Source organism: Paenarthrobacter nitroguajacolicus (assembly GCF_007786235.1).
GTDB lineage: Bacteria > Actinomycetota > Actinomycetes > Actinomycetales > Micrococcaceae > Arthrobacter > Arthrobacter nitroguajacolicus_A.
Genome location: NZ_VNFK01000019.1, coordinates 80,825 through 103,136, shown reverse-complemented (window position 1 = coordinate 103,136; position 22,312 = coordinate 80,825). Strand labels below are relative to the sequence as shown.

Sequence of the window (22,312 nt, the reverse complement as noted above, 5' to 3'; positions counted from 1 at the left end):
GACTTCCAAGGCGCCACCTCCACCATCGCCTTCTCCTTCACCGGCACCCAGCGCACCGAAACCACCAAGTAACCACCCACCGGCACCACCACCAAGCCCCGCCGGGTCTGATCGGATTCACTACCCCAGCCCGATCAGCCCCGGCGAACACCCATGGACAAGAACCACGACCTAAAGAAGGAGGACGGCACTATGACAACGCGGAACAGCTTCCTGCGCACCTTGGTGATCGTCGCCGTCGTCGTTCTTGGTCTGGTAGCTGCCCCCACGGCGGCCTTTGCCGCCTTCACGGACATGGACCGGGCGACTCCCGCTTTCTCGGCCGCGAGTATTCCGGCTCCGGCCAGTGCCAACGTGACCATGAGCTGCTCTTTTGGGCTTCGCGCCACGGTCACGGTGAACTCGTTCAGCGCTGCCACCCACGCCAACTATCACGACGTGAAGCTCTTTGATCGCTCCGGAAACCTGGAATTCACCGGCGACCTGAGCAAGGCCAGCGGCAAGAGCTACACTTCCGGCCTCGAGATCATCGGCACGTGGACCTACGAGATCCGCGGATACTACAAGGTCCCCGGCACCTCCAATACGTGGACGGGGAAAGTGCTCAAGGGAACGCTGACCTGCTGAGTCCCTGCCGTACCCAGAAACTCCAAGGGCCCCGACACGCTAAAGCAGATGGCGTCTCGGGGCCCTTGGCCTGTTCGCCTGCGATGAGCCCCAGGGTGGCACCAGAGTGCGGGAAGGCTACGAAGCATCCCGGTACCTGGCCGAGTTCCCCGAATCTGTCAGCGGACGGCGGCCAGGGCGTCGTCGTATATCGCCAAAGCCTGGCGTACTTCTTCGGGGGTCACGACGGCGGGCGGCACCACGTGCACGCGGTTGTCAGCAATGAAGGGCAACAGTCCGCGGTGGAGCAGTTCCGCTTTCAGCTTGCCCATGAACGCGGGGCTGACAGGCGTGCGGGCCTGCCGGTCTTCGACCAATTCCAGGGCCCAGAAAACGCCACGGCCGCGGACTTCACCGATGACATCGTGCTTGGCGGCGAGGGCTTTAAGGCCGGGCTCCAGGTGATCGGCGCCGATGCGCGCGGCGTTCCCAACGATGTTCTCTTCCTCGAAAGCCTCGATGGAAGCAACGATTGAAGCCGCTGCCAGGGGGTGGCCGGAATAGGTGAGACCGCCGGGGAAGACTCGATCATCGAAGCCTCGCGAAATTTCTTCCGAGATAATGACGCCCCCCACCGGGACGTAGCCGGAATTCACGCCCTTGGCGAAGGTGATGAGGTCAGGCCGGACGTTGAAGGCGTCCAGGGCAAACCAGTCGCCGGTACGGCCGAAGCCGGCCATGACCTCGTCAAGGATCAGCACGATGCCGTGCTGATCGCAGAGGGCGCGGACGCCTTCGAGGTACCCGGGCGGCGGTAGCAGGATCCCGGCGGTACCGGGGACCGTTTCGAGGAGTACGGCGGCCACGGATTGCGGCCCTTCAAGTTCAATGGTCCGGCGCAGGTGCTGCAGCGCGCGTTCAGCTTCCTGCTCCGGGGTTTCGGCCCAGAACTCGGAGCGGTAGAGGTAGGGACCAAAGACGTGGATGTGGCCGCGCGAGTATTCGTTGGGGATGCGGCGCCAGTCGCCGGTGGCCACAATCGCGGCGCCGGTGTTGCCGTGGTAGGAGCGGTAGCGGGAGATGACCTTGTCCCGGCCAGTGTGCAAACGAGCCATACGGATGGCGTTCTCGTTGGCGTCCGCACCGCCGTTGGTGAAAAAGACCTTGTCCATGTTCGTGGGAGCGTGGGAAAGGATCTTCCGGGCTGCGAGGGCACGGGTGTAGTTTGCATGCGCGGGAGCCACGGTGGTGAGCGTGTCCAGTTGTTGCTTAATGGCCTCCACCAGCCGAGGGTGCTGGTGGCCGATGTTGGTGTTGACCAGTTGGCTGGAGAAGTCCAAATAGGTCCTTCCTTCGTAGTCCCACACCGTGCTGCCCGAACCTCCGGCAATGGCCAGGGGCTTGAGCGAACCCTGCGCAGACCAGGAGTGGAAGACGTTCGAAGTGTCCAAGGATGCGACCTCGGCGTTGCTCAAGTCCTCCACGTTGTTAGCGGGAGCGGCCAGAACGGTCCGGGTGGGAGTCATGGGATGGTTCCTCTCGAAGGCGGGTGGGGCTTTTCCTCCATCATGGGTTTCGGCGCCCACGAACGCCTCCCGACATTTGTATAGTTAGCCTGGTCTGGACATACATTTTTCCAAGGAGCTCCTGAGCATGCCGCCCACTCTTAAGACGATCCTTCACAACAGCTCCCTCAACCTAAGGTTGGTAGTCCCTGAAGGTGCGGATCCCGCCTTGGAGGCCCCTGTTTCCTGGGTGCACAGTTCAGACTTGGACGACCCCACACCGTTCCTAGATCCTGGGCAATTGCTGCTGACGGATGGAACGCAGTTTTCAGTGGACGATGCCTCCGGGCCGCTGTACAGCGAATACGTGGAACGGCTGGTCAAGCACGGGATCAGCGGGCTGGGTTTCGCCACCCAAGTGATCCATGGAGTCCTGCCCCCGGGATTGGAAGATGCGTGCCGCCAGCAGGGGCTGCCGTTACTGGAAGTGCCCGACCGGACTCCGTTCATCGCGGTCATCCGCTTCGTGGCCGACTGGCTCGCCCGGGAGCAGCATGCACGGTCTGAATGGTCCCTCCAGGCACAACGCGCCATTGCCAGGGCAGCCCTCCGGCCCGACGGGCTCCGATCAATTTTGGCCGAGCTGGAACGCCAGCTCCATGGTTGGGTGGCCTTGTTCGACGCCGCTGGGAACCACATCCTGATGCCCCACAACCGTCCTGTGCCCTCAGCGTTGATGCCGGGCGTGAAAGAGGCCGTCACCAAGGCGCTGGACCAAGGCTCACGGTCGGTATCGCAACTGACGGTCGACGGCGAACAGGTCACCTTACAGACACTGGGGCGCCGCCACTATCTGCGGGGCGTTCTTGTGCTCGGCGCCATTGAACCGTTGGACCCTGCGCGTACGGACATCATCAACAGCGTGATCGCTTTGGCCAGCTTGGCCTTGGAGCAAACACGCACCCTGGACACGGCCCGCCGCCACCTGCGGGCCGGCGTTTTTGAACAGTTGCTGGCAGGAAGCACCGATGTTGCCGAGCGGACCGCACGCCAGGTCTGGGGCAGGCTGCCGGCAGAGCCCTTGGTGGTGACGGTGGCACATCAGCCAGGACAAGGGCAGAACCTGTTGGAAGCCCTTGAACTGTTGTCGGACGATCACCGCGGAGCAGTTTTCTATGCCCAACGGGACCAGAACGTGGTTGTCCTGGCAGGCGCCGCCCTGCAGGACAAAGTTGCCGTGCTCTTGGAAAGATATGGCGCTGCCGCGGGGGCATCCGGTGAGGCGTCCTTCGCCGACCTCGCCCGGGCGCTGAGGGAAGGTGAACGGGCCCTTCAGCGGGCCGTTGAGCTGTCCCGACCGCACGTGGCCTTCGACCAAATCTCTGAAGGCGGCATGCTGGGATTGCTCCGGCGGGACGAAGCCGGATCCGTCGCAAGGCGGCTCGTCGATCCCCTCGCCAGGCACGACGAAAGAGAGCAGACGCAGTTGCTCCCCACAGTGACAGCCTGGCTGCGAAACAACTGTGTGTGGGACAAGACTGCGCGCGAACTGGGAATCCACCGGCACACGCTTCGCAACAGGATCGATGCTGCCGGGTCCGTCCTGGGACTCAACCTCGACAGCCTGCGCGACAAGCTGGAACTGTTTGCCGCCGTCGAATTTCTGGAAGAGCGTTAGCCGAAAAAGGGCGGGATGTGAGAGAGCATCCAGCAAGTCCGACGCTCGCTCACATCCCGTTAGTTCTGCGGGAAGCCCAGGTTGATCCCGCCGTGGCTGGGGTCGAGCCAGCGTGAGGTGATGGCCTTTTCGCGGGTGAAGAACTGGAAGCCCTGCAAGCCGTAGGCCTTGGAGCTGCCGAAGATGGAGTCCTTGAAACCGCCAAAGGAGTAGTACGCCACGGGCACAGGGATCGGGACATTAATGCCGACCATCCCCACCTCGACCTCGGCCTGGAAGCGGCGGGCCGCACCGCCGTCGTTCGTGAAAATCGCCGTGCCGTTGCCAAAGGCGCCGGAGTTGATCAAGTGCACGCCCTCTTCGTAGCTGTTCACGCGGACCACTGCCAGAACGGGGCCGAAGATTTCCTCGGTGTAGACGCGGGAGGTGACCGGGACGTCGTCGATCAGTGTGGGGCCGAGCCAGAAGCCGTTCTGGTCTCCATCCACGGTGATACCGCGACCGTCCACCACCACCGTGGCGCCGTCCTCGATGGCGACATCGATGTAGGAAGCAACTTTGTCGCGGTGCTGGCGGGTGACCAGCGGGCCCATGTCGCAGTTGCGGCGCCCGTCGCCGACCTTGAGCGTAGCCATGCGTGCGGTGATCTTTTCGATCAGCGCATCGGCGACAGGTTCGACGGCGACCACCACGCTGATGGCCATGCAGCGTTCGCCGGCGGAACCGAAGCCGGCGTTGATGGCGGCGTCGGCCGTCAGTTCGAGGTCGGCGTCGGGCAGGACCAGCATGTGGTTCTTCGCGCCGCCCAGGGCCTGGACGCGCTTGCCGTTGCGGGCGGCGGTCTGGTAGATGTACTGCGCGATCGGAGTGGAGCCGACGAAGGAAATCGCCTTCACATCGGGGTGTTCCAGAAGACCATCAACGGCTTCCTTGTCGCCGTGCAGGACGTTGAATACGCCATCCGGGAGTCCCGCCTCGGTGAAGAGGGCAGCGAGCCAATTGGCCGCCGTCGGGTCCTTTTCGCTCGGCTTCAACACCACGGTGTTACCGGCGGCGATAGCGATCGGCAGGAACCACAGCGGCACCATGGCGGGGAAGTTGAAGGGGCTGATGATGCCCACCACGCCCAGCGGCGACTTGGTGGAGTAGACGTCGACGCCGGAGGAGACATTCTCTGAATGCTCACCTTTGATGAGGTGCGGGAAGCCGGTGGCCAGTTCCACGACTTCCTGGCCCCGGGTGATTTCTCCCAGGGCATCGGAGACCACCTTGCCGTGCTCGGAGGTGATGATCTCTGCGAGTTCGCCCTTGCGCTCGTTCAGCAGTTCCCGGAAGCGGAAGATGATCTGCTGGCGTTTGGTAATGGACAGGTCACGCCAAGCGGGGAAGGCCTTGTGCGCGGAGGAGATGGCCCACTCGATGTCCTCGGCGTTGCCAAGGTTGACCAGCTTGGTTTCCCTGCCCAGGGCGGGGTCGAAGACCGGGGCGGTACGGTCGCCCGACGACGGGGACTCGGCGCCTCCGATCCAGTGCGGGACCACCTGGAGTTCGTTGATTTCAGACACTGCGTACTCTTTTCTGCCGACGGGATCGATGTGTGAAGCATCCGGTTCAACCGTAGGGAAGGGTCCAGCCGCAAACAGCACTACATTGAGCGAAAAATCACCAGCAGGGTGGACATATGTACAGGACTGGTTTGGGCGCTCAGGACCCCTGGCTATACAACTTGGAGCCGCTGTTGAGGCAGGGAATCGCCTCATGATTCGTTCAGATCACCAAATGGCCAACCTGTCATGACAAGTTGGCCATGGTCCATTTGCCGGCAATTCATCGGACGTCTTTACGTTCTGAGGGTCAACGCACCCCTTGAGTGAAAGGTTCCATCATGACCTCCCCCAGCCGCCGCTCTGCAATCGCAGCATCAATCGCAGGGCTGGCTACCATCGGCGCCACGGCCGCCGTCGCTTCTCCGGCGCAGGCCGCCGGGAACGGACACGGCAGCAACCGCCCTTCCGGCAAAGCCACAATCTTCACCGTCATCAGCGATATCCAAGGCGATCTGGCCGATTTTGATCTGGCGCTCAAAGACATCGAAAGTACCAACCCCAGCAAGCGAAGCGCGGGCCTGGTGGTCAATGGCGACATCACCCCGCGGGGCTACGACTTCGAGTACGACGCCGTGCGGAAAGTGCTGGACGCCAACACCCACGCCGCCAATGTCCACTGGGCCATCGGCAACCACGAGTTCTACGTCCCCAAGTACTCCAATCCCAACACACTCGCCCAGGCCACGTGGCCCAACGGAACTACTGAAGCTTCGCTCTTCCAGAGCTTTTTCACCTTCACCGGCCGGGACAAGGTTTACACCGAAATTGACCTTGGAGGCGTGCCGGGGCTGATCCTGGGTACCGAGAAGTACATGCAATACCACGATGCCAAGCTGTGGGACGAGGTCTGGCTCAGCGAAGAACAGCTCATCTGGTTCGAGCAGCGTCTGGCTTACTGGGCCCGCAAGGGACAGCCTGTCATGGTCTTCACCCACCACCCGTTCCCGGACACGGTCTCCGGGACCCGCAACAACCTGTACAAGAAGGACTACCTGCAGGTTGACCGGCTCTTGGGCATCCTGGGTAAGTACAAGAACGTCTTCGTCTTCACGGCCCACACCCATTGGGCGCTCCAGTTGGCTGACTGGGAAGTTCGCCGCACCGTCCCCGGCACGGGCAACCTGCAGGGATTCCAGGTCATCAACACCGGCGCAGTCCAGACCCTCTGGGAGGACAATGGAGCCGGCGGTGAGCGCGCCCTGGATGGCCGTGAAGCCAGTGGGCTGCAAGTAGAGGTCTACAAGGACTGCGTGGTGGTCAAGGCCCGCGACTATCGACGAGGTGAATGGATCAAGGAAGTTCAAATTCCGCTGTTCTAGCAGGGCCCAACTCCCCCAATCGTTCCCGCCCGGTTAACCTCCCTGCCATCCGGCTTCCCTACTGTGATCCCGCTGGGGGATCGGAATCAACAGAGGGAAAGCGCTATGTGCACCGGAGAAGAAAACACGACCACCCACAGTAGAAGTGTGGAGCTGGCCGACGCCGAGTTAAAGACCATGGGACTGAGCCGCCGACGCATCCTGCAATCGGCCGGCATTCTGGCCGCCGGTACAGCAGCTTCAGCCGCGATGACCCAGCCGGCAATGGCGAACCCGGGCGGGAACGACCCCCAACTGAAGTGGCTCGTCGGTGACCATCACGTCCACACGCAATACAGCCACGACGCGAAGTACATGATCAAGCAGCAGCTGGACACCGCCCAGGCCTACGGCGTTGACTGGCTGGCCTTAACGGAACACAGCAACTTCGGCCATGCCAACAACGGCGGCGCCGTCAACGCCAACAAGGAAATCCAGGCGCAGCGGGCAGCACGTCCTGACCTGCTGATCTTCCAAGGGCTTGAGTGGTACATCCCCGGCGCAGAGCACGCCTCGGTCCTGGTAGCGCCCGGCCCCAACGAAGTCCACCTCCTGCGCACCTTCGAACTCGTGTGGGACGGCAAGCTGAACCAGTGGGAGAAGCCAACCCCCGGCACGGCACAAGTGGAGACCTTCGAGCGCAAGGCCGTGGAAGCCATCGCTTGGTTGGCCAATCAACGGCGCTCCGGCTACATCGAGGACGTCGTCGCCCTGGCCAACCACCCCATGCGCCTGGGCATCGATTCCCCGCACGAACTCCGGGCGTGGCGCGACGCCGCCCGCGAGGTCATGATCGGCATGGAAGGTGCACCCGGTGCCCAAGGATCAGGAGTGAGCCAGTTCTCCAGGGCCGGTGACCAGCGCGGCGAATACACCAACAACCCCACCCAATACAGCTTCCCCGGCTACCCGGCGGACTCCTTCCGGCCCTACGGCGGCTTCGACTGGGCCACCGCAACCGTGGGCGGCGTGTGGGACTCCATGCTCGCCGAAGGGCTGCCGTTCTGGATCACGTCCAACTCGGACAACCACCTCACGGTCAAGGACACGTGGAAGACCGGCCCTTACCCCGCCGAGGAGCCCTACCTTAGCCTGCCCAATGAATTCGACCGTTGGTCCGTCACCGGCAAGCGACCCGACCCGTTCGACTCCGGCGAGAAGCAGGGCGGCAGCGACTACTGGCCGGGACAGTTCAGCCGGCTGCACACCGGCGTCACCAAGCGCTCCTACACCGGCGTCCTGGAAGCCATGCGCAACGGCCGCATGTGGGTGGACCACGGACACCTGCTGCAAGGACTGGATGTCCGTGTCCGCGAAGTACGGGGAAACGGCAATGGCAACGGCCGCAACGGCGTTACCCTCGGTTCCCGTCTGCAGGTGAGGCGGGGCGCCGACGTCGAAATTTCCATCACCATTACGACGACGGGCTACCGCAACTTCGCGGGCATCCTGCCAAAGCTTGCCCACGTGGATGTGATCGGCGGTGCCGTCACTGGCGCAGCGTCCGACCGCGACACCTTGAAGGCTCCTGGAACCACGGTCTGGAAGCAGATTGATGTATCCGGCCGCACCGGAACGTTCACCATCAAGCACGTCATTAAGGACGTTCAAAAGTCCTGCTACTTCCGCCTGCGCGGGAGCGACGGAAATCGCCACGGCGCTGGGTACTACGGTGCTTCCGTGGACCCCGCCGGCCCCCTTCGCCACGGTGACAACCTCGGCGACGCCGATCCGTGGACTGACACTTGGTTCTACGCCAACCCTGTGTTCATCGACGTCGCATAGCTGCTGCTTCCGCAGCGGGGGCGGATGCAGTCAGTCGGTGGCTGCTTGAATGTCGCCTTCCTCAGGATCGTCGGCAGACCGGACTTCGTTCCGGATAACACCCAACTCCTCAAGCTGGGCCGACATCCCTGCACCGTCCGGGGCGTAGATCCACGGGACCCCGGGGGTGGGTTGCCCGCCGGACTTCGAGCGCCCGCCCGCGAGTACCGCTTCGCCTGCGGAGAGTTGGCGGATCGCGATGGCCTTGACGTTCTCCGGGTGGCGCTGGGCGAATTCGGAATAGATGGCTTCGTCGTGCTGTCCGTCGTCGCCTACCAACAGCCACTTGACGTGGGGGAACTCCCCCGCGAGGCGTTCCAAGGAGTTCCGCTTGTGCTCCTGGCCGCTGCGGAACCAGCGATCAGGAGTAGGGCCCCAGTCCGTCAGCAGTTTGGGACCGGCAGGGTAAAGGTTGCGGGACAAGAACCGTGACAACGTTGGGGCCACATTCCAGGCGCCGGTGGACAAGTACAGCACGGGCGCGGACGGCGCCGTCCTGGCGATCCGCTCGTACAGCACCGCCATGCCTGGTGTCGGGGTCCTCGCGTGCTCGTTGAGCACGAACGTATTCCACGCGGCCAAGAAGGGCCGGGGCAGCGCCGTGACCATGACGGTGTCGTCAATATCGGAGACGACGCCGAAGTCAGTGCCGTCCGCGACAATCCGCACGGGCGCCTCCACGGTTTCGGATGCACCGGACTGCAGGGTGATGGTGTGCCACCCGGAGTCGAGGGCTACCGGAATCCGGGCGTCCACCACGCCGCCGCGGTCAGCGACGACATCATGCACTGTGCCGGCGATAGTCACTTTCACCGCGGCGTTGGCCACGGGGGCACTCGTGAAGTTTCGCCAGCCGCGCATGCTTTCCTGCAACGGCTTGGCGTGGCCTGCGGCGTCCCGGGGATCACTGCGCACCACCCGGGCGAGTACCCGAACCCAGGACGTGGAACCGTAGCCTGTATAAGGAATCACGGTCTCCACCCGGCCACGCCGGATGGCAAGGCGCGTCTGGAAACCCAGCCACGCGTCGTCGAGCCTCATGGCGAGGTGGCGACGCCCGTTGCTGGCCGGTTTGGGACCGTCACTTTCAACGGCGTCGGATGGGGGGCGCGGTTTCATGGGACGGGGAGACATACGTCCAGTCTTCCACGGCCTGCCCGCTACGGCAGCGCCGCCATCCACTTCATCAAGTACGGCATGGCATCCAGCGCAACAGTCCCGTGAGTGGCGTCAGGCAGGACATGGGATTCGACGGCGGTCCCGCCTTGCGTCTGGGCCGCGACGTACGCGGCGGTGATTTCCGGCCGGACCAGGGTGTCTTTTGCCCCTTGGGCGACGAACAGCGGAGCGGTCAAGGGAGCCTGTGCCGGGGTGTTCTCTGCCAGGAGTTGGCTCCAACCGGGTGCCTGCGTCGGGTCGCCGGTCACGAAGGAACCGATCAGCGGGTTGGCAATGGTGTGCAGCTCACTGTTTTGGCCAAGGAGGCAGAGTTCAGCCATTTTGGGAGCCGCGGCCGCCCCGGCAGGAGTGAGAATCGTGGTGAGCGGATCATTGGGAAGCCGGGACGAGTAGGCCTGCGCGTAGGAAGTAAACGCGTACGCCCCGATGGTCACTCCTGAGACGTCACCAATGTCCGCGCTCAGAAGGGCTCCGAGGTTGGTGGCAGGAGCCGCCACCGCCACTCCGGCGATGGCAAGTTCAGACGCATAACTGGCTGCCCGCTGGGCAGCGAAAATCGAAGCGTGCCCACCTTGGGAGTGGCCCCACAACACCACCCGGTTGCCTGCGCCGATCCCCTCAATCCCCCGGGCCGCGCGGGCGATGTCCAGGACGTTGGCCGCCTCCGTTGCACCAATCAGGAACGACGAAGGACCAGCGATTCCCATCCCCGGCGTAATCGGTGGCAACCACCACGTGACCCGCAGCCAGGAGGTCCGACAGGCCTTCAATGAAGACGAACGGTGCAATACCACTGGAAGGAGCGCACCTTGGCGCCGTTCCGGTGGTGGGGTGCGCCCAGGACACCACCGTGCGGGTGCCATCGGCGGCGGGAGCATCCGGTGCGATGACAAGACCCGAAACCAGTGTGTCGGCCCCGTCGACGTCGGTGGAGTGATAGAGGACTCGCCAGGCGATGGCGCCTTGAGGGGCTCCGACCACTGGTTCCTGCCGGACGATAGTGCCGGGAGCTGCCGGGCCCGGCGCAGGCGTCGGTGCGATGTAGAACGGAGCCACGGCCTTCTCAGCGGCCGCGCCCTCCCCCACCCGGACACCAAAATCGATCAGCCGAACCGCGCCGGGGGCCACCGCTATCCCAACAACGATCAACACACTGAGGAGCACTCGGCGGACAATTGTTCCGCGGCGGGACCGCGCATGCGGTTCGTGGGATCGCGTCCGCCCGCCAGCCATAGTGGCCCCTCTGATTCGGAAGTGGGAGTTGTACCGAGAAACATACGACGCGTTCGCGAGTAGATGCCAGAACTTTGCCAAAGACCGTAAGGCGGCACCCCGGCCACCCCGCCCTACACTGCAGTGGCCGGAGCGCGCCCTTCGTCGCCATGCTGTTTGCGCGCTTCAGCGAGCCGAAGCCTATCCAGCCTGTTCATCAAGGGCGCAGTGGTGGCCCCATGCACCACGATCGACAAAGCCACCACCAATCCAACCAGCGCCCACAACCCGCGTGCCTCGGCGTCGAAGTTTCCATGGCTCAGTGCGAAGGCAACGTAGAACAGAGAACCGATTCCGCGGATCCCAAAGTAGGAAATGGCCAGGCGTTCGCGGGGGCCGGTCTTACCGCGCATGAGCCCGATCCATCCGGCCACAGGGCGCACCAGCAGGAGGAACGCCAGGGCTACGAGTACCTCAGGCCAGCCAATCCCTTCCAACAGCCCGCGGGCTATGGCACCCCCGAGGAGGACCAGGATCACTACCGTCATCAGGCGCTCGAGCTGCTCCACATAGCTGTGCAGCACTTGGTGGTACGCATGGTTGTGCTCGGCGGATCGAATGGTCAGAGCACAAATGAAAACTGCGATGAATCCGTAGCCCGCCACCATTTCCGTGGCGCCATACGCCAGGAACGTAGCCGCCAGAGCCACGAAGCCCTCGGAATGCTCGGACAGGCGAAAACTCTTGCGCCTTGCAGCGAAGAAGACCAGGCTCAACAGCTTGCCCGTTCCGAATCCGATCAGGACGCCCGCAATTGTGCGCCACAGGATGTCCAGGGCAACCCATTCCCCCAGCCAGGCCGCGGGCGCGGCCCCCACCAGGCTGATGAGGATGGCGAGGTAAACGAAGGGAAAGGCAAGCCCGTCATTCAGCCCTGCTTCAGAGGTCAGGGCAAAGCGGACCTCGTCTTCGTCCGGGTCTTCTTCACTGTCCGCCGGTTTGCCCACCTGGACCTCAGAGGCCAGCACCGGGTCGGTGGGGGCGATCGCCGCCGCGACAAGGATGGCAGCAGCCAACCCCAGGCCCAGCACCCACAATCCCAAGAGCGTCATCACCAGGATGCACAAGGGCATGACGATCCCCAGGAGACGCCACGTGGTGGACCAACCACGCCACCGGAACGGTCGGTCCAAAGCCAAACCGGCGCCCATGAGGGAAATGATGACGCAGATTTCGGTCAGATGAGTTGTGAACTCCCCATATTTGACGGGGTCAGGATCCGGCAAATCGGGGAGCAAAGTGAACGCCAGGATTCCGCTGCCGAGGAAAACCATGGGCATGGACAACGGCATGCGGCGCAACAATTTTGGCAAGACGGCAGCGGCCAACACTGCAAAGCCGGCCGAGAGGAACAAGATGCTGGGGATTTCAAACACGAATAGTCTTCTTCCTGCCGCGCCGTTCGGCGCGTCTCAGAAGCCTAGTGCCGCCAGCGCTGTTCTGCTATCCAGCCGATCCAGCCGATCCAGCCTGGGCAGTAACCAACGCCGCGTCAATCAGCACCTCGGCAGCTTGCCGCGCCTGGCCGGCAGCGTCGGGCGTTCCGGCGATGGCCGCCGTCGTTTGTGCGCCTTCCGCGAGAATAGCCAGCTGTGGAGCCAGGTAGGCCGGCGCACCTGCCGCCTTGGCAAGCTGACCGACGTACTCCTGGAACGATTCCTTGTGCTTCCGCGCATACTCAGCAACGTCAGGGCTGATGGCACCGAGTTCGGCGAAGCTGTTGATGAAGCCGCATCCGCGGAAGGAGTCCTGGCAGAACCATCCGGCCAGGTAGTCGAAGATGGCGAGGAGCCGCTCCTGGGGCGTTCCCGCTTGTTGCACCGTAGCGTCGAGCCCCTCCGTCCAGGACTGATGCCGGCGTTCCAGCACGGCCATGACAATGCTGCTCTTTGAGGGAAATTCCGCGTAGAGCCTCTTCAACGAGACCCCTGCTGCTGTGCGAAGTTCATCCATCCCGACGGCCTGGATGCCCTTGGAGTTGTAGAGCTCGTCGGCAGTGGCAACGATGCGTTGGCGGAGTTCGGAATTATCCATGCACCCATTCTACTTGCATTGAGAACGAACGTTCTCTACGATGGAGAACACCAAGGGAGAACGCTCGTTCTCCACTTCGAGAAAAGGGACACAGATCATGGGCTTCATCAAGGTTGGCACCGAGAACAGCACGGACATTGAGCTCTACTACGAGGACCACGGCGCAGGCCAGCCTGTTGTCCTGATCCACGGCTACCCCCTCGACGGCGGCTCGTGGGAAAAGCAGACGGCAGCCCTGCTGGACGCCGGCTACCGCGTCATCACCTATGACCGCCGCGGCTTTGGCAAGTCCAGCAAGCCCACCACGGGCTATGACTACGACACCTTCGCAGCAGACCTCAATACCGTCCTTGAAACGCTCGACCTGCAGAACGCCGTCCTGGTCGGCTTCTCCATGGGCACCGGCGAGGTGGGCCGCTACCTCGGCACGTACGGCGAAGCCCGCGTAGCGAAGGCTGCGTTCCTGGCATCCCTCGAACCATTCCTCCTTCAGACCGACGACAACCCCACGGGTGTCCCATCCTCCGTGTTCGACGGCATCCGCAGCGCAGCCATCGAGGACCGCTACGCCTGGTTCACCAACTTCTACAACGACTTCTTCAACACGGACAACTTCCTGGGGAACCGACTCAGCGAGGAAGCCCTGCGCAACGCCTGGAACGTGGCAGCCGGCTCGTCCTGGTACGCGTCCTTCGCAGTGGTGGACTCCTGGCTGACGGATTTCCGCTCCGACATCGAGAAGGTCACCGTCCCGTCGCTCATCGTCCACGGCACCGACGACCGGATCCTGCCGATCGACTCCACCGGACGCGAGTTCACCAAGCGCCTCCCTTCCGCCGAATACGTTGAAATCGAGGACGCACCGCACGGCATGCTGTGGACGCACGGCGCCGAGATCAACCAAGTCCTCCTGCGCTTCCTGGCCAAGTAGCAAAACAACGACGGCGGCAGGTCGCCTCGCGGTTCCATCGGGACCCGGGCGAGCTGCCGCCGTCGCGCGTTGACGTAGCGCACGTCACGTCCTATGCTTTATGAATCGATTCAAGAAGTAACCTTCCTCACGCTGAATGAGCACCACTTCAGTCTTGGATGGGAAGAGCTCTTGTTCCTTGCCAACGACGACATAGGAGTTCAGACGCAATGACGGTCATGCACGGGAGGGATGTCCCCTCCAGCCAGGACGAAGCCACCGGTCACAAAGATCCGCGGAAAGCCGCCATGAGCGGCTGGGTCGGAAGCGCACTGGAGTACTACGACTTCGCCCTCTACTCACTGGCAGCGACTCTTCTCTTTCCCACCATCTTCTTCCCCACCGAGAATGCCACCGTGGGCATCATTGCCTCGTTGGCTACCTACGCCGTCGGCTACGTTTCCCGTCCGCTCGGCGCCGTGGTCCTTGGCGCCTACGGCGACCGGCACGGACGTAAAAAGGTACTCGTCTTCGCGATGCTGCTCATGGGCTTCGCCACCTTTGCCGTCGGCCTCCTGCCGACCTACGGACAAGTGGGGCTTCTTGCTCCCGTCCTTCTGGTGATCCTCCGCTTGGTGCAGGGTTTCGCCGTTGCGGGTGAACTCGGGGGTGCCAGCGCGATGATCGTTGAGCACTCTCCCGATGCGAAGCGCGGCTTCTTCGCGAGCTTCAGCCTCCAAGGCACGCAAGTGGGGTCCATCCTCGCCACAGCCGTCCTGATTCCGCTCGCTGCGCTCCTTCCTGAGGAAGAGTTCCATTCATGGGGCTGGCGACTGCCGTTCCTGCTCAGCGCCGTGGTGATCGTGGCGGGATATGTCATCCGCCGCCGCGTGCAGGAGCCTCCCGCGTACCTGGCCCAGTCCGAGGACTCCGGGGCCAAACGCCGGTTCCCGCTGGTGGACCTCCTGCGCACCCATCCCTGGGTTCTGGTTCGCTGCATCGCAATGACCTTCACCAACGTGATCGGCATGGCCACCCTCATCTTCGGCGTGTCCTTCGCCACCCAGAAGGGCTACGGTATCGGCTTCTCCAGCAGCGAGTTCCTCTGGGTGACCATGGCCGCCAACGTAGCCGCGGTAGTCACCATCCCGATCTTCGGCGCCCTGTCCGACCGGGTCGGCCGGCGGGCACTCATGGTGGCCGGTGGGCTGGCCGGCGGCCTGCTGACCATGGGGTACCTGTGGGCCATTGAACAGGGAAGCCTGCCGCTCGTCTTCATCTGCGTTGTGATCGTGCAAGGCATCCTCTTCCAGATGTGGAACGCCACCTTTGCCACCTTCTTCCAGGAGCAGTTCCCCATGCGCATGCGGGTGACGGGCTTCGCGGTGTCACAGAACATCGGCCTCATGATCGCCTCCTTCTTCCCCAGCCTGTTCACCGCGATCGCTCCCCCAGGGTCGTCGAACATCCCCATGGTCATCGGCCTCACCACGCTTGGCATCTGCCTTGTCTCAGCCGTGGCCACACTCCTGTCCTCGGACACCAAGGGCAAGACCCTGGACGACCTCGAAGCCCGCTAGATCGTCGAAATCGCCGGAACGGCTCCAGTTCGCTGGTCCTTTCCGGCGATTTCGCGCGTCTCGAGCGATCTCGGAGCTAAGCCGGTACTGTCAATCGCATGAGCAGACCCATCAAGATCGCTGTGACCGGCGCGGCCGGCCAGATCGGCTACAGCCTCCTGTTCCGGATCGCCAGCGGTGCCCTCTTCGGCGCCGACACTCCTGTGCAACTCCGGCTCCTGGAGATCACGCCGGCGTTGAAGGCCCTTGAGGGTGTTGTGATGGAGCTCGATGACTGCGCGTTTCCCGCGCTCGATTCGGTGGAAATCGGCGACGACGCCGACCATATATTCGACGGCGTCAACCTGGCTTTACTTGTTGGCGCCCGTCCGCGTTCCAAGGGCATGGAACGCGGAGACCTGCTCAGCGCCAACGGTGCTATTTTCACGGCACAGGGCAAAGCCCTCAACAGGGTCGCTGCCGACGACGTCCGTATCGGCGTGACGGGCAATCCGGCCAACACGAATGCCTTGATTGCCATGAGCAACGCCCCGGACATCCCCGCCGCGCGATTCAGCGCCCTGACCCGCCTGGATCATAACCGTGCCCTCGGCCAGCTTGCTCGAAAAACACAAGTCCCGGTCGGGGAGATCCGCAGGATGACCGTCTGGGGCAATCACTCTGCGACGCAATACCCGGACATCTTCAACGCGGAGGTGGCGGGCAGAAACGCGGCCGAGGTGGTGAACGATCAGGACTGGATTGAGAACGAATTCATCCCTACGGTCGCTCAGCGGGGTGCAGCGATCATCGAGGCCAGGGGCGCATCCTCTGCGGCCTCTGCGGCGTCGGCAACCATCGATGCAGCCCGCGACTGGCTGCTTGGCACCCCCGAGGGCGATTGGGTTTCGATGGCCGTTGCCTCCGACGGCTCATATGGGGTGCCCGAAGGTCTTGTTTATTCATACCCAGTGACTACCTCAGGCGGAAACTGGGAAATTGTCGAAGGACTGGAAGTGAACGACTTCAGCCGCAGGAAGATGGACGCCACAGCCGCTGAGCTTTTCGACGAGCGAGCTGCCGTGGCTGATCTCGGTTTGATCTGACCGCCGTCAGTGCCGTGGAGTTGGGGTGACCAGGCGAGCAAGGTCGGTTCCGGGCGCCGCCAGTCGGTCCACTGTGCTGAAGATGAACTCCTGCATTGCGGCTACGGCTGCTGAGGGTCCAATGTCGTTGCGTCGGGCCAGGTTGACGGTCCTGGTCAGCGAGGGATTAATCAAGCGGGCACTACGGAGTCCGGGCCGACCGATGACTACCATTGCCGGCACCACCGCCACCCCCAGTCCCCGTTCCACGAACCGCAGCACGGCGTCCATCTCGGCGCCTTCCACGGCGATCACCGGTTCCAAGCCGCCGGCGGAGAACGCAGCGTCGGTAGCCATCCGCAGCTCATAGCTTCGGTTGAAAGCCACCTGCGGAATGCGCGCCAATTCTTCGAGGGTGAGTTCTTCCGGGGAAGCCGATCCGGAGGCGGAGACAACCACCAGTTCCTCGGTCAGCAACGGAATCAGTTCAGTGCCCTGCACGGCGGGGTCCGTTCCACGGGTGACCACCAGGGCCAGGTCCAGTGCGCTTTCGTGCAGGGCATCAACCAGGAATCGCGAACCGCCTTCAGTGATGTGCAGTTCCACTCCGGGATGCGCGCTTCGGAAGGAGGCCAACACATCGGCCACCAGTGAGACACACAGGGTAGGTGGAGCGCCCAGGCGAATGCGGCCACGGCGCAACCCTGCGAGTTCGTTCATCTGCTCCCGTGCGGTCTGCGCGTCACCGAGCATGCGCCGGGCGATGGGCAGCAGGAGCTCCCCCGCATTCGTCAGGGTCGCCCCGGACGGCCCGCGATGGAAAAGAGCCATTCCAAGATCAGCCTCGAGTGCTGCGATCTGCCTGCTGAGGGAAGGTTGCGCGAGAAACAGTTGCTCCGCCGCGCGTGTGAAATGGCCCACTCGGGCGACCGTCTCAAAGGAGCGTAATTGCTCTAACTTCATGGCCATAGCGTAAACGCATGGGCTTCACTCAAACAATTCATTGGAGACATGACGCAGCTCCTTTTAGCGTTGAAACCATGAACCTCAACACCAACCCAGAACGCCTTTTGTCTACCACCGTGCTGGTCATCGGCACGGGCGGCGCCGGCCTGCGAGCGTCCATCGAACTCGCCCAACAAGGCGTGCAGGTGCTGGCAGTGGGTAAGCGCCGCAAGCATGACGCCCACACGAGCCTGGCCGCCGGTGGCATCAACGCCGCTTTGGGCACGATGGATCCCGAGGACAGCTGGCAGCAGCACGCGGCCGACACCTTGCGGGAGTCCTATTTCCTGGCCGACCCGTCCATCGTCGAGACAGTAGCCCGCAATGCGGCCCGCGGTATCGAGGACCTTGAACAGTGGGGCATGCCATTTGCCCGGGAGGAGGATGGCCGCATCTCACAGCGCTTCTTCGGCGCGCACAAGTATCGCCGCACCGCCTACGCAGGGGACTACACCGGCTTGGAAATCCAGCGCACGCTGATGCGCCGGGCCGCAGAATTGAATGTGCCGATCATCGACACCGTCTACATCACCCGGCTGCTCGTGGCCGACGGCACCGTCTTCGGCGCCTATGGATTCGACATCGTTGACGGTACCCCCGTGCAGATCCACGCCGATGCGGTCATCCTGGCCGCCGGCGGACATACCCGCATCTGGCGGCACACGTCGTCCAGGCGTGATGAGAACACCGGAGACTCCTTCCGCCTGGCTGCCCTGGCCGGAGCCCGGATCCGCGACGCCGAGCTGGTCCAGTTCCACCCATCCGGCCTGGTGGAGCCCGACGACGCGGCCGGTACCTTGGTCTCCGAGGCGGCGCGTGGAGAAGGGGGAATCCTCACCAACGCGCTGGGTGAGCGCTTCATGGAACGCTACGACCCAGAGCGCATGGAACTGTCCACCCGCGACCGGGTTGCGCTGGCCGCATTCACCGAGGTCGCAGAAGGTCGCGGGACCCAGAAGGGCGGCGTCTACCTGGACGTTTCCCACCTGCCACGTGAAACCATCATGGAAAAGCTGCCACGGGTCTATCGCACCCTGATCGACCTGCAGATGCTGGACATCACCACCACAAAAATCGAGATTGCGCCCACCGCGCATTACTCGATGGGCGGAGTTTGGGTTGCACCGGAGGACCACGGAACGGGAGTGAACGGCCTGTACGCAATCGGCGAGGCATCCTCCGGGCTGCACGGCGCCAACCGCCTGGGCGGCAATTCACTGATCGAGCTCCTCGTCTATGGGCGTATCACCGGCGAGCATGTGGCCCGCTACGTCCATTCGCGCACCCATATCGTCCGGGATGCCGCTGCCGTCGGAATAGCCCGCGGGGAAATGCAGTCACTGCTCAGTGAACGCGGAACGGAGTCCGCTCGGCGGCTGCAGCGTGAACTACGCAACCTCATGACCGAACACGCCGGGGTGGTACGCACCGAACAGGGACTGGAACAAGGACTCGCCAAGCTGACCGCTTTGGAGGAACGTGCCCAGCTGGTTACCGCTCATCCGGACATAGCGGGGTTCGATGACCTGGCCCACGCCTACGACCTGCTCGGCTCCCTGCTGGCAGCACGAGCCACCCTTGAGTGCGCCCTTGAACGCCGCGAAACCCGCGGCGCCCACAACCGTGCTGACTTCCCCACGGCAGATCCCTCACTCCGGGGGAACTTTGTCTGGTCCACGGATGAGGGCGTCAGGTTCGAAAGCCTGCCGCTGGCTCCGGATTCCTTCCGCGCCTTGGCCGAGGCCAACGCGGACGACTCCGTCGCGGGGAAGCTCGTCGAGTAGAAGTCCGGAGCCAACCATCCTGGTCCGTGGTTCAGGATGGTTGGCGGGTGACCTCTTCCAGCAACTCCAGTACGTGCCGGTACTGCGAACCCGTTGCACGTGTCATGCCAAGTTCGCAGGTCCGGTTACAGGAGGCGTGGGCCGCGGCGTTCATATCCGCCACGTCGACTGCCTGACGTGCCGTCGCCGACTCCGTCAGTTCCGGATGCAACATTCCGCGGTCACCGGCAAACGCACAACATCCCCAGTTTTCGGGGATCTCCACGCGCGCTGCCACGGCCCCTGCCACTGCGCCGAGAGCATCATTGAGGCCCATCCGTGTGGACGAGCACGTTGGATGCAGGGCCAACGACTCAAGCTTTTCGTGCTGGGGCAGCCCGGGCAAGATCCGCTCGGCGGCGAAGCCGACGGCATCCACAATGCGCAGGGGAAGCTGACCGCCAACGGGGGTTTCCGATGCGACCGCATGGCGCAGGCCCTCCGTGCAGGAAGACGCATCACAGACAATGGGCAACTCCCCTCCCCGGGTTGCCTCCCGGAGGGCAGCCAGTGTCCTCGCCTTCATGGTCTCCTGGCCCTCCAGCATCCCCTTGGAGGACCATGGCGTTCCGCAGCACAAGCCGTCGATGCCTTCCGGTACCAGGAGCGTGATGCCTGCGCGGGCAGACAGCTGCTCGAAGCTGTACTGCACTCCTCGGCCCGAATCTCCGGAAGAGGCACCTGCCGGCCCAAACCCTGCCGGCCCAAACCCTGCCGGCCCAAACATCGTGCCCACGCACGCCGGAAAGTACACAGCGTCAGCGTCGCCTGCCGGGAGGGTTCGTTTCCGGGCCGCCCCGCCGGCTGGAAGCTCCGCGGAGTAGAGGGGTACAGTGTCTGCGCCCAACACTGCCCGCGCCGCTTTGTTGGGGAGCGAGATGACAGCCTCCGGAAGCTTGTCCACCACGGTCAAGGCAAGCGCTGCGCCGCGGGTGACGCCCTCCCAGTGCTTGGCTGCCGTGCTCCACGCGCCGTTGGCGAGTTTGCCGGCGTCGTTCTTCCTGAGACGCTTCACCAGCGATCCGGTGTTGATGTCCACCGGACAAGCAGTTTGGCACATGCCGTCCACGGCGCAGGTTTCCACCGACTCGTAGTGGTAGTCGCGTTCCAGCTCCTTCACCAACGCCAGGTCTCCGGCCAGCCGGGCAGACTCAATGGCCCGCAGCGTGACGATCCTCTGCCGCGGCGTGAGGGTGATGTCCTTGCTGGGGCACACCGGCTCGCAATAACCGCAGGAAACGCAGCGGTCCACTTCCTCCGCAACCGGCGGCGCCGTTTTGATGTGGCGAAGATGGGCCATGGGATCCTCATCCATCACCACACCCGGGTTGAGCATCCCCGCAGGGTCGAAGAGGCGCTTGACGGTGCGCATGACGTCATAGAGCTCGTCGCCGTACTGCCTGCGAACGTAGGGAGCCATGACCCGCCCGGTTCCATGTTCGGCCTTCAGTGATCCCCCTTCGGCCAGGACAAGGTCCACCATGTCCTCGGTGAAGGCGCTGTAACGCTCCAGCTCCGATGGTGTGGCAAAGGCGTCGGTGAGCATGAAGTGGACGTTGCCATCTTTGGCATGGCCGAAGATCACGCTGTTGCCGTAACCATACTTCTCGAACAACCCGATGAGCCCCCGGCACGTGCGGCCCAGGACTGGCACCGGGACCACAACATCCTCCAGAAGTGCCGTTGTCCCCTGGGGACGCGCCCCCGCGACGGAGGCGTAGAGACCTTTTCGCAGCTGCCACAATTGACCGCGTTCCCGGGCATCGGCGGTGAACTGCGCTGGGGTCGACAAGCCCAGGCCCTGCAGGACTCCGGCACCGCCCAAGCGAAGCTCCTCCAGCTGCTCGGCGCTGCTTGCGGAATACTCCACGAGCAGGGCGGCATGGTCGCGGACCGCTATGTCATGGACGACGGCGGGCGCCCCCTTGAGCGTCTGGCCCACCTTCAGTGACAAGGCATCCATCAGCTCAATGGTTGCGGCCCCCGTATCCACCAGCGTGGGCAACGCTTCATTCGCTGACTCAAGGTCGGGGAAGACCAGGAGGCCGGCAGCAGCGTGCTGGAGGAGTGGAATGGTCCGGAAGACCGCCTCCGCCACAAAGCCCAAGGTGCCTTCGCTGCCAATGATCAGATGAGCCGTGATGTCCACCGGGTTCCGGTAGTCCAGCAGTGAGTTCAGCCCATAGCCCATGGTGTTCTTCATGGAAAACTGTTGGCGGATTCTCTGCACGGAATCCGGGTTGTTCCGGACACGCTCGGCCAGCCGGGCCAGGCCCCCATACAGTTCCGGCTCCACGGCGCGGAGCTTTTGATCTGCATCCGGTGCCCCTGTATCGATCACCGTTCCGGAGGGGAGCACCAAGGTCAGGGATTCCAAGGTCCGGTAGCTGTTGTCCACGGTGCCGCAGTTCATGCCGGAGGAATTGTTGGCTACAACGCCGCCAATGGTGCACGCGGCTTCGCTGGCCGGGTCGGGCCCGAACTTTCGACCATGGCGTGCCAGCCTTGCGTTCAGTGCCCTGACCGTCACGCCAGGCTGGACGCGGACCCTGGCGCCGTCGTCGAGCACCTCGATGTCCCTGAAGTGCCGGCGAACGTCCACCAGTACGCCGTCGGTGACAGCTTGACCGCTCAGGCTGGTACCGCCGGAGCGGAGCGTCAGCGGCACGCCCTGAAGTGCGCTGGCCCGCAGCAAACCACCTACCTCGGCAGCGCTCTCCGCCGTGACCACCGCCTGCGGAATCAGCAGGAAATGCGAGGCATCGTGGGCGTTCGCGTGCAGATCGATCGCCCGGGTACTGACACCCTCTGGATTCTGCACGGCCGCACGGAAGTCGGCCAGGTCAAGGGAAGCCACTAGGCACCAT

17 protein-coding genes are annotated in these 22,312 nt (G+C 63.6%); 8 read left to right on the top strand and 9 right to left on the bottom strand.

Features of this window, described 5'->3' with window-relative positions; all coding sequences use genetic code 11:
* The first annotated feature begins 192 nt into the window (after nucleotides 1–192).
* Nucleotides 193–627 (top strand): hypothetical protein, encoded by a 435-nt coding sequence (locus FQP90_RS19725; RefSeq protein WP_144652762.1) that lies wholly within the window; start codon nucleotides 193–195, stop codon nucleotides 625–627.
* Between the two features lie 158 nt (nucleotides 628–785).
* Here FQP90_RS19725 and FQP90_RS19720 read toward each other — a convergent pair whose 3' ends face one another.
* Nucleotides 786–2,132 (bottom strand): aspartate aminotransferase family protein, encoded by a 1,347-nt coding sequence (locus FQP90_RS19720; protein WP_144652761.1) that lies wholly within the window; start codon nucleotides 2,130–2,132, stop codon nucleotides 786–788.
* Nucleotides 2,133–2,259: 127 nt separating this feature from the next.
* Between FQP90_RS19720 and FQP90_RS19715 the strand changes: the two genes are divergently transcribed.
* Nucleotides 2,260–3,789, top strand: coding sequence for a PucR family transcriptional regulator (locus FQP90_RS19715; RefSeq protein WP_144652760.1), 1,530 nt, complete (start codon nucleotides 2,260–2,262; stop codon nucleotides 3,787–3,789).
* A 59-nt stretch (nucleotides 3,790–3,848) separates the two neighbouring features.
* Here the strand turns inward: FQP90_RS19715 and FQP90_RS19710 are convergent, their stop codons facing one another.
* The gene (locus tag FQP90_RS19710; RefSeq protein ID WP_144652759.1) at nucleotides 3,849–5,354 is read right to left on the bottom strand and encodes a CoA-acylating methylmalonate-semialdehyde dehydrogenase; all 1,506 of its coding nucleotides are present in this window, start codon (nucleotides 5,352–5,354) and stop codon (nucleotides 3,849–3,851) included.
* A 320-nt stretch (nucleotides 5,355–5,674) separates the two neighbouring features.
* Between FQP90_RS19710 and FQP90_RS19705 the strand changes: the two genes are divergently transcribed.
* Both FQP90_RS19705 and FQP90_RS19700 read left to right on the top strand, forming a co-directional pair.
* A complete protein-coding gene (locus FQP90_RS19705; protein WP_144652758.1) occupies nucleotides 5,675–6,715 on the top strand; it encodes a DUF4073 domain-containing protein in 1,041 nt (346 codons plus the stop codon).
* 105 nt (nucleotides 6,716–6,820) lie between these two features.
* A complete protein-coding gene (locus FQP90_RS19700; RefSeq protein ID WP_144652757.1) occupies nucleotides 6,821–8,539 on the top strand; it encodes a PHP domain-containing protein in 1,719 nt (572 codons plus the stop codon).
* Between the two features lie 30 nt (nucleotides 8,540–8,569).
* On the opposite strand, the gene FQP90_RS19695 is transcribed toward FQP90_RS19700, so the two are convergent.
* The 5 genes from FQP90_RS19695 to FQP90_RS19680 form a co-directional block, all read right to left on the bottom strand.
* Nucleotides 8,570–9,712 carry an App1 family protein gene (locus FQP90_RS19695; RefSeq protein ID WP_144652756.1) on the bottom strand — a complete coding sequence of 381 codons (1,143 nt, stop codon included), beginning with the start codon at nucleotides 9,710–9,712 and terminating at the stop codon, nucleotides 8,570–8,572.
* Nucleotides 9,713–9,738: 26 nt separating this feature from the next.
* Nucleotides 9,739–10,464, bottom strand: a complete 726-nt coding sequence (locus FQP90_RS19690) for an alpha/beta fold hydrolase (RefSeq protein WP_167510525.1) — start codon at nucleotides 10,462–10,464, stop codon at nucleotides 9,739–9,741.
* Nucleotides 10,376–10,921: a hypothetical protein gene (locus FQP90_RS23390; RefSeq protein WP_167510524.1), complete on the bottom strand. Its 546-nt coding sequence runs from the start codon at nucleotides 10,919–10,921 to the stop codon at nucleotides 10,376–10,378. The genes FQP90_RS19690 and FQP90_RS23390 overlap by 89 nt, the downstream gene beginning before the upstream one ends.
* 182 nt (nucleotides 10,922–11,103) lie before the next feature.
* Nucleotides 11,104–12,405: a cation:proton antiporter gene (locus FQP90_RS19685; RefSeq protein WP_144652754.1), complete on the bottom strand. Its 1,302-nt coding sequence runs from the start codon at nucleotides 12,403–12,405 to the stop codon at nucleotides 11,104–11,106.
* 67 nt (nucleotides 12,406–12,472) lie between these two features.
* Entirely contained in the window at nucleotides 12,473–13,063 is a 591-nt protein-coding gene (locus FQP90_RS19680; RefSeq protein ID WP_144652753.1) for a TetR/AcrR family transcriptional regulator, read from the bottom strand.
* Between the two features lie 97 nt (nucleotides 13,064–13,160).
* Here FQP90_RS19680 and FQP90_RS19675 point away from each other — a divergent pair, with 97 nt between their 5' ends.
* The 3 genes from FQP90_RS19675 (at nucleotide 13,161) to FQP90_RS19665 (ending at nucleotide 16,638) form a co-directional block, all read left to right on the top strand.
* Nucleotides 13,161–13,994: an alpha/beta fold hydrolase gene (locus FQP90_RS19675; protein WP_144652752.1), complete on the top strand. Its 834-nt coding sequence runs from the start codon at nucleotides 13,161–13,163 to the stop codon at nucleotides 13,992–13,994.
* Nucleotides 13,995–14,203: 209 nt separating this feature from the next.
* Entirely contained in the window at nucleotides 14,204–15,553 is a 1,350-nt protein-coding gene (locus FQP90_RS19670; protein WP_144652751.1) for an MFS transporter, read from the top strand.
* A 98-nt stretch (nucleotides 15,554–15,651) separates the two neighbouring features.
* Nucleotides 15,652–16,638, top strand: coding sequence for a malate dehydrogenase (locus tag FQP90_RS19665; protein WP_144652750.1), 987 nt, complete (start codon nucleotides 15,652–15,654; stop codon nucleotides 16,636–16,638).
* Nucleotides 16,639–16,644: 6 nt separating this feature from the next.
* Here FQP90_RS19665 and FQP90_RS19660 read toward each other — a convergent pair whose 3' ends face one another.
* Nucleotides 16,645–17,586, bottom strand: coding sequence for a LysR family transcriptional regulator (locus tag FQP90_RS19660; protein WP_144652749.1), 942 nt, complete (start codon nucleotides 17,584–17,586; stop codon nucleotides 16,645–16,647).
* Nucleotides 17,587–17,657: 71 nt separating this feature from the next.
* Here FQP90_RS19660 and FQP90_RS19655 point away from each other — a divergent pair, with 71 nt between their 5' ends.
* Entirely contained in the window at nucleotides 17,658–19,406 is a 1,749-nt protein-coding gene (locus FQP90_RS19655; protein WP_144652748.1) for an L-aspartate oxidase, read from the top strand.
* A gap of 31 nt (nucleotides 19,407–19,437) precedes the next feature.
* Here FQP90_RS19655 and FQP90_RS19650 read toward each other — a convergent pair whose 3' ends face one another.
* Nucleotides 19,438–22,302: an FAD-binding and (Fe-S)-binding domain-containing protein gene (locus FQP90_RS19650; RefSeq protein ID WP_144652747.1), complete on the bottom strand. Its 2,865-nt coding sequence runs from the start codon at nucleotides 22,300–22,302 to the stop codon at nucleotides 19,438–19,440.
* Nucleotides 22,303–22,312 lie beyond the last annotated feature (10 nt).

Bases quoted from the DNA above. Each gene is read 5' to 3' on its own strand.
- FQP90_RS19670 (WP_144652751.1), top strand. From the start codon at position 14,204: ATGACGGTCATGCACGGGAGGGATGTCCCCTCCAGCCAGGACGAAGCC.
- FQP90_RS19715 (WP_144652760.1), top strand. From the start codon at position 2,260: ATGCCGCCCACTCTTAAGACGATCCTTCACAACAGCTCCCTCAACCTA.
- FQP90_RS19705 (WP_144652758.1), top strand. From the start codon at position 5,675: ATGACCTCCCCCAGCCGCCGCTCTGCAATCGCAGCATCAATCGCAGGG.
- FQP90_RS19695 (WP_144652756.1), bottom strand. From the start codon at position 9,712: ATGTCTCCCCGTCCCATGAAACCGCGCCCCCCATCCGACGCCGTTGAA.
- FQP90_RS19655 (WP_144652748.1), top strand. From the start codon at position 17,658: ATGAACCTCAACACCAACCCAGAACGCCTTTTGTCTACCACCGTGCTG.
- FQP90_RS19665 (WP_144652750.1), top strand. From the start codon at position 15,652: ATGAGCAGACCCATCAAGATCGCTGTGACCGGCGCGGCCGGCCAGATC.
- FQP90_RS19690 (WP_167510525.1), bottom strand. From the start codon at position 10,464: ATGGGAATCGCTGGTCCTTCGTCGTTCCTGATTGGTGCAACGGAGGCG.
- FQP90_RS19720 (WP_144652761.1), bottom strand. From the start codon at position 2,132: ATGACTCCCACCCGGACCGTTCTGGCCGCTCCCGCTAACAACGTGGAG.
- FQP90_RS19700 (WP_144652757.1), top strand. From the start codon at position 6,821: ATGTGCACCGGAGAAGAAAACACGACCACCCACAGTAGAAGTGTGGAG.
- FQP90_RS19725 (WP_144652762.1), top strand. From the start codon at position 193: ATGACAACGCGGAACAGCTTCCTGCGCACCTTGGTGATCGTCGCCGTC.
- FQP90_RS19680 (WP_144652753.1), bottom strand. From the start codon at position 13,063: ATGGATAATTCCGAACTCCGCCAACGCATCGTTGCCACTGCCGACGAG.
- FQP90_RS19675 (WP_144652752.1), top strand. From the start codon at position 13,161: ATGGGCTTCATCAAGGTTGGCACCGAGAACAGCACGGACATTGAGCTC.
- FQP90_RS19660 (WP_144652749.1), bottom strand. From the start codon at position 17,586: ATGGCCATGAAGTTAGAGCAATTACGCTCCTTTGAGACGGTCGCCCGA.